Genomic DNA, 13,065 nt, shown 5'->3' on the forward strand with positions numbered 1-13,065 from the left:
GGGTCAATGGCTGGAGAGCCCTATCGCCTGTCCTTCACGACCGGCGGATTGTTGGTGAACGAGTCCGCTGCGGTGGCAGGGCTGCTGCTTTCCGAAGGCGATGCGTCGCGCGCATGGTCAGTCGCGGTGGAACGGAATGTCGTCCAGCAGCGGATCCGGAGTTCGACGGTCCGCGTCACGAGCGAAGCCGTGCGGCGTCTCGCCGCGGTGCCGCGGGCCGGCCTGCGGATCATTGCTGATGGCCCCGGCGTACAGTCCCGAATCCTGCTGTGGGTCGCGGCATGCGCACGCTATCGGCTATTGCGGGATTTCGGTCGCGAGGTGCTCCGCGACCGCCTTCTTGCGGAGCGCCCGCTCGTCGAACCCGACGATTTTGAGACGTTCTGGAACGTGCAGTCCGCGTGGGTGGACGCGCTGCGGGACGCGGCACCGTCGACCAGGGTGAAACTCCGCCAGACGACCTTCCGGATGGCTCGTGATGCCGGGTTCCTGGACGAAGCAGGTCGGGTCCTGGCGGCGGCGCTGACGTCGGACACGGCACAGGTGATCTCTGAACTGGACGCGTCACTGGTGATGAGTCTTCCGCTCCACCACGGACAGCTGGCAGGCATCGGAGCCGAGGTAGAGGGCCGTCATGACTGAGCCGATCCACGAGGACCCGTCGCCGGCCGAGCGGTTCGACCGCGCGTACGCGGTGATGCGTTCGGACGACTTTCTGCACATGCGGGGGCAGCTCGGCGAAGTGCCGTACTTCATCCTCGGTCATCCCGCCGCGGACGAGCCGGAAGTAGGTGCGCAGGTCAAGCGCCTCGTGGGCCGGCTGCGTGCGGACGGCATCGAGGTGTGCGAGGTGGACCTGTGGGCCCTCGCGCGGACGATGTGGGACGAGACCGGCCAGTGGGACGCGATCCTCGAGCAGGAGTCCGTTCTGCCGAAGGATTCGTTCGCGGACGTGGGGAACGTGATCTCGCCGCAGAAGTACCTGTCGCCGCGCATCACGTCCATCGTCCGCGCGCAGGATCCCGCACCCCAACTGGTGGTGCTGACCCACGTCGGACGGCTGTACCCGCTGGTCCGGGCGCACACCATCCTCAACACCCTGCAGCCACTGCTATCAGATCTGCCCGTGGTGCTGGTCTTCCCGGGCGAGTACCGGCAATCGCCTACGCAGGGAGCGTCTCTTGTGCTGTTCGGCCAACTCCTCGACGACGACTACTACCGCGCATTCGACCTGCTGAAACTGGGGAACCCGTGACGAATCTGGAACAGATCCTGGCGAAGGACATCGACCGTCCTCTGGACGGTGTGGTCAAGGCGTCCAGCTCGGCGAAGCTGCGCGATGAGGTGCGCGAGTACGTGATCACCGCGGAGGTGGCCGATCACCTGCGAGACCTGTTGGAGGCATATACGTTCCCGGGCGAGTCGCCGTCGAACGGGGTGTGGATCGCCGGGTTCTTCGGCTCGGGCAAGTCGCATCTGCTCAAGATGCTCGCCTACCTCCTCGGTGACGTGCCCGGCGTGGACGTGTCGCGTTCGGACGTGGTCGCGGACTTCCAGACGAAGCTGCCGGCGGAGGACGCGATCGTGCGTGGCGCCCTGGGGCGCGCGGCTGCGGTTCCCGCCACTTCGTTGCTGTTCAACATCGATGAGAAGGTCGACAAGAACAACAAGGACGAGCCGGGCGCGCTGCTCGACGTGTTCGTGCAGGTCTTCTACGACGCGGCCGGGTTGTACGGGAAGAGCCCGTACATCGCGCGGTTCGAGCGCGACCTAGCGGCGCAGGGCGTGCTCGATCAGTTCAAGGGCGCCTTCGAGCGGCACTACGGCAAGCCGTGGGAACAGGGCCGCGAACTCGCGGTGTTCGCCGATGCCGCGGCGGAAAAGGCGTACGCCGAGGTCACCGGGCAATCGATCTCGGCCCCGCTCGCCACCTACCGGCAGACGCACAGCGCCACGTCGATCGAGGCGTTCACCGAGGAGGTGGCGCAATGGCTCGATGCGCAACCTGCCGGGCACCGTCTGGCCTTCTTCGTGGACGAGATCGGGCAGTTCATCGGGCAGAACACCCAACTCATGCTGAGCCTTCAGACCATCGCCGAGTCGCTTCACACGCGGTGCCGTGGTCGCGCCTGGGTGTTCGTCACCTCCCAGGAGGTGCTCGAGTCGATCCTGGGTGACCGCACGAAGGAGCAGCAGCAGGACTTCTCGAAGATCCAGGCACGCTTCGCCGTTACGCTCAAACTCGACTCTCGCAACGTCAAGGACGTGGTCTCGCGGCGCCTGCTGGAGAAGACCGCGGACGGCGCGGAGTTGCTGTCCGGGATCTATGAGAGCAAGCACGAGCGGTTCCGTTCGCTGTTCGCGCTGCAGAGCCAGCGCCCGCTGAGCAGCTACGCGAACGAGTCCGACTTCGTGAACACCTACCCGTTCGTGGACTACCAGTTCGAGCTGTTCCACGACGCGATGCGCGGCCTTTCGGACTTCAACGCGTTCACGGGGAAGCATTCGTCGGTGGGTGAGCGTTCGCTGCTGGGGGTCACCAAGGACATCGGCTCGTCGATGAAGTCGGCCGGCGTGGGCGAGCTCGCCACGTTCGACATGTTCTTCGACGGTATCGAGAAGTCCCTCAACTCGGATATCAAGCAGAATGTGATCAGCGCGTCGCGCAACATCACCGGCCCTGATCGCGAGCTGCAGTTGCGGCTGCTCAAGGCGCTACTCATGACGAAGTACGTCGACTGGTTCGAGGCCACGCCGCAGTCACTGTCGGTGCTGCTGACCCCCGAGATCGACGCGAACATCGCAGCCCTGCACACCGACGTGGAGCGTGCGCTCAAGGAACTCGAGCGGGCCACCTATGTGCAGCGTTCCGGCAACGCCTACTCGTACCTGACGAACGAGGAACAGGACGTCGAGAAGGCGATCAAGAACCATGCCCGGAACGATGCCGACGTCAAGAAGCTGCTCAACGACGAAATCGTGGCCGCCACGGGCGTCGGCGGCAAGGTCCGGCACGACGCCACGGGGGTGGATCTGGGGCTCGAGCGCTGGCTCGACGACGAGCGGCAGGGCCGGACCGAACCGCTGAGCGTCCGGTTCATCACCCCCTACGGGTACCGCACCCTCGACGATGTGAAGCAGCAGTCGATCGGGGCCGCCGGTGCGCTGTTCGTGGTGCTGGACCTCTCGGATCGCACGAGGGATGACATCGAGCTCTTCGTCCGTACCAACAGCTATGTGCAGCTGCAGATGAAGTCGACGTTGCCCGAGTCGCGCCAGCGAATCCTGGCCTCACACGGCCGTGCGAACGTCGAGCGCGGACGCGCCGTACGTGCCGAGGTGGCGCGTGCCGTCGCGTACGCCGATCTGGTCCACAACGGGACGATCATCCAGGTCGGCGGCGGCAGCGCGAAGGATCGGGTCAACGCCGGGCTGCAGGTGGCGATCGAATCGCTGTACCTGCGGATCAACGAGGCGCGCGCCGCCTCGAGTCTCACGGACGGCGACGTCGGCCGCATCCTGCGCGACGAGAACACGCTCGATCTCGACGTGACCTCGTCGCTCGACGAGCTGGCACGCACGGTGGTCAACGAGGTGCAGTACGCGAAGACGCGTCAGGTGGACGCGACCGTCGGTCATCTCGTGGAGCACTTCGCGAAGCCGCCGTTCGGGTGGTCCACGACGGCGGTGCTCGCCATCATCGCGCATGCCGTGGTCACAGGGCGGGTGCGTCTGCGGCTCGACTCGCGGACCCTCGTCCGCAGCGAGATCGCCGGCGAGCTGACGAACCGGCACAAGCACCGTCAGATCCATGTGGACGAGGTGCGCGCGCACGACCCCGCCAAGGTGCGCAAGCTGCAGCGATTCCTCGCGGACTTCGCCGACAGCAGTGACACGTTCTCGAACACCGACGACCTGATCGAGAAGGTGCGGACCGAGCTGGCCGGCACCGCCGACGAGGTGGCGCGATGGGCCGGCGAGCCGTACCCCTTCACCGAGAAGGTCCAGGCAGCGGCCGCCCGGCTGCGTGCGCTGGTGGACGGGCGTCCGGCCGAGTGGTACCTCGGTGAGTTCCTCGACGACGCAGACGATCTGCTGGATCTCAAGGAGGACACGCTCGATCCGATTCGAGGATTCCTCAATGGTCAACAGCCAGCCGTGATCGCTGCGGCGAAGCGGTTCCTGCAGGACCGGGAAGCCGAGCTGCACGACGCGGACGCCGACGACCTGGTCCAGCTGCGAGCTGATCTCGCCGACCCCGACTTTCTGCGCGGCGAGGTCGTGCCACGGATCAAGCGGGTGCACGAGCGCCTGCTCTCGCACGTCGACGGTGCCGTGGCGCGAGATCGCGACGCGTTCGCCTCGGCGATCGACAACCGCATCGCCGAGCTGAAAACCAAGCAGGAGTACCTGGACGCAGATCCGGCGGGTCGCGAGCGTGCGATCAGCGCTCTACAGATCTCGCGGAACGTGGTGGCCGCTCACAACACGCGGGGCGCCGTGGCAATGGCCAAGCAGTCGTTCGAGGCCGCGTACCGGGTCGCGATCGAGGTGCTCGTTGCGGCGCGCGCGTCGAGCGCGGACGACGGGGGTGGAGACGCCGAGCTAAATCCCGACGAGCGGCGGGACGGCGGCAGTTCTCCCAAGAAGCCCGTCACGGTCACTGTGCATGTTTCGGACATCGATGTACCCGGCGCGCAAGCCACCTTGCGCACAGTCGCGGACGTCGATCGCTACGTCGAGCAGCTGGGCGCGGGCCTCCGCGCCGCCGTCGAGGCAGGGAAGACGGTGATTCTCTGATGGATTCGTCGAAGCTGGAGAAGTTCGCCACCGCGGCTCGCGTCACCCTCCTCGATCAGATGGCGGGCCTGGTGACCCAGGCGTTGAACGATCCGAAGATCGCCGCCGAGTACCCGAACGACGTCATAGGACTGCGCGCCGCGGTCTCCGAACACGGCGAGACCTGGGTCGCGGACACCGCCGCCCACACCTGGTTCAACCGCCTCACAGCGGCCCGGTTCATGGACGTGCGCGGGTTCTCCGGGCCCTACCGTGTGGTCTCGCCCGCGGCGGATTCCGCGTCGAACCTGCCCGAGATCCTCCTCCGGGCGCAGTCCGGCGAGTTCGGCGATGAGATCTCCGAGCGCACGCGCTCCGAGGTGTCCGCTTTGCTCAGCGGGCGCCGCACCTCCGTGAATCCGGAGCTCGAGGCATACGCGCTCCTGTTGCGCGCGATGTTCGTGGCGTGGTACCCGTCGATGCCGGAGGTCTTCACCGGCCCTGCCGACTGGATCCGCCTGCTGGTGCCGGCCGACCTACTCGCGCCGACCTCCGTTCGCGAGCGCGCCGTTGCCGTGATGGACGACGATGCCTGCGCGACCGTTGAGGTGGTGGGCTGGCTGTACCAGTTCTACAACTCCGATCTCAAGGACGAGATCAACAAGGCCAAGGTGCCGATCGACGCAGCGGAACTTCCCGCCGTCACCCAGCTGTTCACGCCGCACTGGATCGTGCGGTACCTGGTCGAGAACTCCCTGGGGCGGTTGTGGCTTCGCTCTCGCCCGAACAGCGCTCTGCGCGAGCACATGCCGTACTTCGTCGAGCCGATCGAGGGCCAACCCGACACGGGCATCACCGTCGAATCGCCCGAGGAGATCCGCCTGGTCGACCCGGCATGCGGCTCCGGCCACATGCTCACCTACGCCTTCGACCTGCTCTTCCACATCTACGAGGAAGCGGGTTACGCGCGCACCGAGATCCCGCGGAAGATTCTCGCGAACAACCTGCGCGGCCTGGAGATCGACTCGCGCGCCGCACAGCTCGCCTCGTTCGCCCTGGCCATGAAGGCACGGGAGAAGGACCGCAGGTTCCTCACGCGGAAAACCGACGACGGTGCGCCCGTCCGCCCGGACATCGTCCGGATCGAACCCCTGGCCTTCGACGGCGACGACGTCGATCTTCTGACCCAGGGCCTCGATCGCGACGACCGTACGGCTTTGGAGTCACTGCTCCAGTCGTTCGTGCACGCCGACACTTTCGGCTCGCTGATCCGCGTCGACCCGGTCGGCATGGCCGTCCTCCGCCGGATCCTCACAGACGCCGAGCAATCCGACGGCGCCGACACCACCGTCGAGGCTCGTCGGGAGGTGCTCACCCGGGTACGCCGCCTGTACCGGCAGGCGAATGCGCTCGAGGACGATCAGTACCACGTGGTCGTCGCCAATCCGCCCTACCTGGGCAGCGGCAACATGGGTGGGATGCTGAAGGGGTTTGCCAAGAAGCATTTCTCCGCGGCAAAGTCAGACTTGTACGCGATGTTTATGCAGCGGAACTCAGGCATCATGACTCGCGGTGGATCAGTGGCGATGTTGACGATGCATTCTTGGATGTTCCTACCGTCGTTCAAACTTGTGCGCGCATGGCTAGAGGCAACATTGCACGTGAATTCCGCTGCGCACCTCGGGGCGAATGCCTTCGATACGATTGACGGCGAAGTTGTGCAGGTCGTGGCCTTTGTCATGGACGGCGGGCCGCGCAGTGACTTTCATGGCAAGTATTTTCGACTAGTGGACTACGGGAGCGAAGTCGAAAAATCGCAGGCTTTCCTGGAAGCGGTCGATGGTGCAAGCTCGATCGAGTATGAGTGTTCGCCGATCATGCTGAACTCAATCCCAGATCGACCGATCATCTATTGGATGCCTCCAGCGATGATTGACACGTTTGACATGAACGAACCGCTCTCGTCTGTCCTGTCCACCCGGGAAGGTCTCACTACAGGCGATAATGATTCGTTCGTGCGACGTTGGCATGAGGTGAGTTCAGTGCATTTCTCACGACCTGAGGAAAATCTGCCAGGTCGCGATGAATGGCGAAAGCGTTGGTATCCATATCAGAAAGGCGGGGCGTTCCGAAGGTGGTACGGCAATCACTCGTTCCTGGTTGATTGGCAGGGCGACGGAGTGCGTGCAAAGCTGAATGTGACGGAATCTGGTAGGATTCGTTCTCATAACTATAATGGCGAGTATGCGTTCAAGTGCGGGTTAACCTGGAGTGACATTGCAAGTGGGAGCCTAGCGGTGCGGATGGTACCGGGTGGCTTCATGTTCGACGCGACAGGGCCTATGGGTTTTCCAGGTAACCCAGGTCACGCCAAGCAATTGCTAGGATTGCTGAATTCTACGGTAGCCTCGTCTATTGCTGGCGCGCTCGCATCGACTCTGCATTTCAAGCTCGGTCACATTCTCGCCATTCCGACTCCTTCTGATGCTGTTGAGTCATCGGACGTGGCCGGTTGGGTCGATGAACTCATCCGGATATTCCGCTATGACTGGGATTTGTATGAGCGGTCATGGGATTATCGCGGAAGTGTTCTTGTTCAGTACGATAGCGGAACGAATCTGGATGAGCTCGCGAACTTGCGATGGTTGAAGTCATTGGCTTCCGCGCGAGACGCTCGTGACTTAGAAATTCGAATCAATAGCCACTTCGTCGACCTGTATCAACTAGGTAAAGTGCTGGAAGTTGACGTTCCTCGTGAGCATGTCGCGTTGACCGGAAACCCATATTTTCGCTATGTGTCGAACAAGGATGTTGTTCGAAGCGACGGGGAGTACCGGACCTTGTTCGATCAAGATCTCGCGCGGGAGCTGCTGTCGTATGCAGTCGGATGCATCATGGGGCGGTACAGCCTGGACAAGCCTGGGCTGATCCTGGCGGATGCGGGTGCGACGATCGCGGACTTCGAGACGAAGGTGCCGAACGCGCAGTTCCGGCCGGACGAGGACGGGATTGTCCCGATCACGGCCACCGCGTACTTCGAGGACGACATCGTCTCGCGCGTCCATGAGTTCCTGTCCATCGCTTTCGGCGCGGAGAACCTCACCGCAAACGTGAGCTGGATCGAGCATGCCCTCGGGTCGGGCAAGCGGAAGGATCTGCGGCAGTACTTCCTCAAGGACTTCTACAACGACCACCTCAAGATGTACTCGAACCGGCCGATCTACTGGCAGGTGGCGTCGAACTCGAAGCAGCCGAGCAAGGGCTTCAACGCGCTGATCTACCTCCACCGGTACACGCCCGCCACGCTGGGAATTCTCCGCGAGAACTACGCGAACGACATGCTGGACAAGCAGGAGGCCCGTCTCACCACCATCGAGCACGCCCTCGACACCGCGGACAAGGCTGAAGCAACGAAGCTACGCAAGGAGCGGGACGCACTGACAGAGATGCGACGGGACCTGCAGGACTGGGTGACCACCACGCTGTTCCCGCTCTCCACCGCGGAGATCGCGCTCGACCTCGACGACGGCGTCAAGCAGAACTATCCCAAGCTCGGGGCGGTCCTGAAGTCTGTGAAGGGCCTGTCGTGACGGCGGCTCCGTCGAACCGGATAGCCGAGCTACTCGCAGAACGGTTCGCAGCGAGCCCAGTGGTGACATGGGGGGACGTACCGGGGGAGTACGCCGCGAGCCTGGACGAGATCGCGGGCGTCCTCGGGGTCGGCGTCTACGACGTGGTGGTTCATCGCGTCGAGGGCAACGAGCTGGGGATCAAGACGCGGGTGTACGCGGACCTCGACGACCCCGCGCGCGACAAGCGGCGCCGTCACCTCGTGTACCGCACTGGGGAGCGGCCTGCGCGGCCGGACAACTGGCTGCTCGATCTAGAAGCCGGGTACGGGCTGTTCACGGCCGATACTGCAGCGATCCTGGTCCATGAGCTGGGGCTGACCGACCGCGGCATCGACCACCTGGTGAAGCGGCACTCGTCGGCGTTCGCGGTGGCGGGGCGGGCTGAAGCGATCCGCAGACGACTCGAAGCGGCCGATCCGACGCTCTCGTCGGAGAAGCTCGCCGAGACGGTGTTGGCGTTCCTCTCAGCGGAGGTCCTGGGGCTGGAAGGGAAGGACAGCCACCGCCTGCAGGAGATCGTGACCGCGCTGTTCGTGGATTACGCCGACGAAGAGGAAACCGGGTACCAGGCATTGGCGGATGCCGACCTCATCGACTTCCTCTGGAGCGGTTGCGCCGACATCTACGGATACCGAACCGACTCGCCGAGCGTTGCCGGCCTGGTGACATGGATGTTCGACCAGGCATGGCAGCACTGGCCCGACGCCCGCAACCCGGCTCGGATCGACTTCGAGCGGCTGCGGGACGGCCGTCAGTACGACCAGCTGTTCAGACACTTGGCGCGGACCGCTGAGCGTGATCTGAACATCGCCGACCGGCTGCGAGGTGCCGACCACGCGCTCGACCAACTTGCCGCGACCAACGTCTTCCCAGTCGTTGACGAGGCAGTCATCGGCAGGCTTGCGGCCGCCATCCATAGGCGTGAACTCGCGCCTGATGCGGTCCGCGAGATCCTCGCAAAGCGGCGCACCACCACGTGGTTCATCGACCAGCAGACCTCGTACGCCGCGCTCGAGGCGGCTGCGGAGTGCCTCACGCGGATAGAAGCGTTCCTTCCCGTGATGGCCGACGCCACGGACGGTGTCCGCAGCTATGCCTCGTCGTGGGCGCCCATCGACGGTGCGTACCGGAGATTTCGCAACTACTTCGCGACCGCCGAGACCGAGCTGCCCACGGAACTGGCGGACAAGGTCGAGAAACAGTACCTCCTCAAATACCAGCGCCCGCTCGCTGCCGCATGGCAGGAGCAGGTCGACGCGCTGACGGAGTGGGCCGTGCCAGGAGTCGAGCCGCTGCGCGGATTCGCCGCACATGACCTGCCGGCGAAGGCGAAGACTCTCGTCGTCATCTCCGATGCTTTCCGCTACGAGGTGGGTCTCGAGCTCGCGCAGCGCATGAACCGGGAGAACGACTGGTTCGACGCCACCGTCGAACCACGGCTCGCACCCCTGCCCTCCCTGACGTTCGCGGGGATGGCGGCGATGCTGCCTCACAGCAAACTGAGCCTCCACGGTGAGTCCGTCCGGGCCGACGGTGCCTCCACCTCCGGACGACCCGCTCGGAACGCGCTGTGGGCCAAGGTGCATGCCACGGCGATCGACTTCGACGAGGTGATGTCGATGAGTCCGGCGGACCGGAACGCATTGTGGCAGAGCAACGATGCGCTCGTCGTCTACCACGACACGATCGATAAGGCCGGACACAAGGCACCGCACCAGGTCCCTGACGCGTGTGCGACCGCCGTGGGCGATCTGCTGCGGATCATCAAGAGCTTCGGCAGTGGGAAGATGCGTGCGAGTCGCGTCCTGGTCACGGCGGACCATGGATTCCTGTATCAGCGTTCGAACCTCGAACCCACCGAGTACCTGAGCGAGAAGCCCCAGGGTGAAGTGGTGGCGTTCGGTCGCCGTCACGTGATCGGCGAGGGCCTCAAGGAGCAAGCGGCCTTCCGCACGTGGACACCCCAGGCGCTCGGATACGACAGTGGAGACGAGCTCCAGGTCCCGCGCGGCCTGCATCGCCTGAGCAAGCAGGGACAGGGCGTCCAGTACGTGCACGGCGGGGCGTCGCTGCAGGAGGTGGTCGTGCCACTCGTGACGCTCACGCGCGGGCGCAACGCGACCGTGAGCAAGGTGCGGGTGGACGTCAACGTCAGCACTCCCACGATCACGACGAGCACGGTCATGGTGACCCTGTTGCAGCGTGACCCGGTGCAGGGCAAGACACGCGGGCGCGAACTCGTTATCGGTGTGTACGCGCCCGACGGCGTGCTGTTGTCCGGAGAGCGAACGGTCGAGGTGGCGAGCGAGGCACCGGACATCCGCGACCGGGGGCGCACTGTCGAACTGGTGTTGAACGAGGAAGCCGGAAGGTACAACGGCCAGGTGATCACGATCCGCGCTGAGGAACGGATCAACGGCCAGACCACTCCCTACCAGAGCACCACCGCGACACTGCAGCGCAGTTTCGGAGGATTCAATGACGCATTCTGAGAGGGCGGACGATCGAGTGAGTGACGTTCCGATCGACGACGATCCTTCAGCGGAACCCGATGTGGGCGTCACCGACACAAGTGAACTCGACGCGAAGGCGAACGTGCAGTTCCCCGGCTTCGTGGTGCGCAAGGACCTGGTCGGCCGGATCAAGGGCAACGCGGTCGTGCCGGGCTACGTGCTCGAGTTCCTCCTCGCGCAGTACTGCGCGACCGATGATCCCGCGACGATTGAGGCGGGCATCGAGTCCGTCCGCGACATTCTCGCCAAGCACTACGTGCATCGCGGCGAAGCGGAGCTGATCAAGTCGACCATTCGTGACCGCGGTAAGCACCGCGTGATCGACAAGATCTCGGTGGTGCTCGACGAGAAGCGCGACAAACACACCGCCTCGTTCGGCAACCTCGGGTTGCGCGGCGTGCCGATCGATGACGGCACCGTCCGAAACAACCGCAAGCTGCTCACCGGGGGCGTGTGGTGCATGGTCGACGTCGAGTACCTCGGCGGTGAGGCGACGGACGATCGATGGATGATCGCGGCGCTGCGGCCCATCCAACTGGGTCAGTTCGATGCCACGAGGTACATCGCCGCGCGGGAGTCGTTCACCACCGACGAGTGGATCGACCTACTGGTCACCACGATCGGCTTCGAACCATCGAAGCTGTCGCCCCGCGCGAAACTGCTGCAACTCGTGCGGCTGGTGCCGTTCGTTGAACGCAACTACAACCTCGTCGAACTCGGTCCGAAGGGGACCGGCAAGTCTCACGTGTACTCGGAGTTCTCGCCACACGGAACCCTCATCTCCGGCGGAGAGGTGACGGCGGCGAAGCTCTTCGTCAACAACGCGAGCAAGTCCATCGGCCTGGTCGGCTACTGGGACGTGGTTGCATTCGACGAGTTCGCCGGTCAGAAGCGCGTCGACAAGACGCTGGTCGACATCATGAAGAACTACATGGCGAACAAGTCGTTCTCGCGCGGCACCGACACCCAGACCGCCGAGGCTTCGATGGTGTTCATCGGCAACACTTCTCGGCCGGTACCGACGATGCTCGCGCATTCCGACCTGTTCGAAGCGCTGCCCGAGTCGTATCACGATGCCGCGTACCTCGACCGGATCCATCACTACCTCCCAGGTTGGGAGGTGGAGATCATCCGCCGTGAATTGTTCACCAGCGGTTATGGATTCGTCGTGGACTACCTGGCGGAGGCGCTGCGGCATCTGCGTTCGCTGGACTTCTCCGATCGATACGCCGGTGACTTCACCCTCAGTGAGCAGATCTCGCAACGGGATCGCGACGGCGTGCGGAAGACCTTCTCCGGCTTGATGAAGCTGATCCACCCCGGCGGCGAGGCGGATCCCGCCGAGATCGAAACTCTGCTGCGGTTCGCGATCGAAGGCCGCAAGCGCGTCAAGGACCAGATCCTCCGCATCGATTCGACGATGGACGACGTGACCTTCGGGTACACAGACGCCCGCGGCGCATGGCACGACGTGGCAACCCGCGAGGAACTCGACTATCCGCGTCTGTACCACCGCGACGTGGCGGTCGCAGTAGGCGATGACGCGGACCTGGGCGAGGCACCGTCGGACAGCGCGGGCGGGAGGGTGCCGCTCGGCGGGACCACGGTGGCCGCCGCAGACGGCCCGTACGTCGAGGAGCTCTTCACCGGGGTCATCGACGTGCCCGACGATTCGATCGGGCATTCCTACGCAAATCTGCTTCTGCCGCACCTGGTCGGCGCGACGAAGATCGAGATCATCGATCCGTACATCCGCGCGCCCTACCAAATGCGCAACCTCTACGATCTGCTGCTCGAGGTCATCGGTGCGAAGGCCGCGGAGGACACAGTGTCCGTCAAGCTGGTCACGGCGGAGGAGAAGTCGAGCGAAGACCGGAACAGGGCCCAGCTCATGGGACTACTGGAGATCAAGAATGCTGTGGCTGACGGCGGCGTGGAATTCGACGTCGAGTTCCGGCCGGGTATTCACGACCGCCAGATCACTACGGACACCGGCTGGCGGATCATGCTCGGGCGTGGGCTCGACATCTTCCAGCCGTACAGCGGCTCCGGAAGGTTCGACCTCCGCCATCGCTTCCAGGAGTTCCGTCGGGCCAGGGCCACCACTGTCACGTTCATCAAGACTGACTGACACGCCGAGA

At 64.3% G+C, this 13,065-nt stretch carries 6 protein-coding genes; all 6 read left to right on the top strand.

Features of this window, described 5'->3' with window-relative positions:
* Positions 1-6 precede the first annotated feature (6 nt).
* From HF999_RS00875 to brxL, 6 genes are read left to right on the top strand one after another with little or no spacing between them, the layout of a single operon-like run.
* Positions 7-642: a DUF1819 family protein gene (locus HF999_RS00875; RefSeq protein WP_168544053.1), complete on the top strand. Its 636-nt coding sequence runs from the start codon at positions 7-9 to the stop codon at positions 640-642.
* The gene (locus tag HF999_RS00880; protein WP_168544054.1) at positions 635-1,255 is read left to right on the top strand and encodes a DUF1788 domain-containing protein; all 621 of its coding nucleotides are present in this window, start codon (positions 635-637) and stop codon (positions 1,253-1,255) included. The genes HF999_RS00875 and HF999_RS00880 overlap by 8 nt, the downstream gene beginning before the upstream one ends.
* Entirely contained in the window at positions 1,252-4,800 is a 3,549-nt protein-coding gene (gene brxC / locus HF999_RS00885) for a BREX system P-loop protein BrxC (RefSeq protein WP_168544055.1), read from the top strand. The genes HF999_RS00880 and brxC overlap by 4 nt, the downstream gene beginning before the upstream one ends.
* On the top strand, positions 4,800-8,369 hold the full coding sequence (gene pglX, locus HF999_RS00890; protein WP_168544056.1) for a BREX-1 system adenine-specific DNA-methyltransferase PglX: 3,570 nt from the start codon (positions 4,800-4,802) through the stop codon (positions 8,367-8,369). The genes brxC and pglX overlap by 1 nt, the downstream gene beginning before the upstream one ends.
* Entirely contained in the window at positions 8,366-10,903 is a 2,538-nt protein-coding gene (gene pglZ / locus HF999_RS00895; protein WP_168544057.1) for a BREX-1 system phosphatase PglZ type A, read from the top strand. The genes pglX and pglZ overlap by 4 nt, the downstream gene beginning before the upstream one ends.
* Before the next feature lie 16 nt (positions 10,904-10,919).
* The gene (brxL, locus tag HF999_RS00900; RefSeq protein WP_312853963.1) at positions 10,920-13,055 is read left to right on the top strand and encodes a BREX system Lon protease-like protein BrxL; all 2,136 of its coding nucleotides are present in this window, start codon (positions 10,920-10,922) and stop codon (positions 13,053-13,055) included.
* The last annotated feature ends 10 nt before the right edge of the window (positions 13,056-13,065 follow it).

It is taken from the genome of Tsukamurella spumae, assembly GCF_012396015.1.
Taxonomy (GTDB): domain Bacteria; phylum Actinomycetota; class Actinomycetes; order Mycobacteriales; family Mycobacteriaceae; genus Tsukamurella; species Tsukamurella spumae.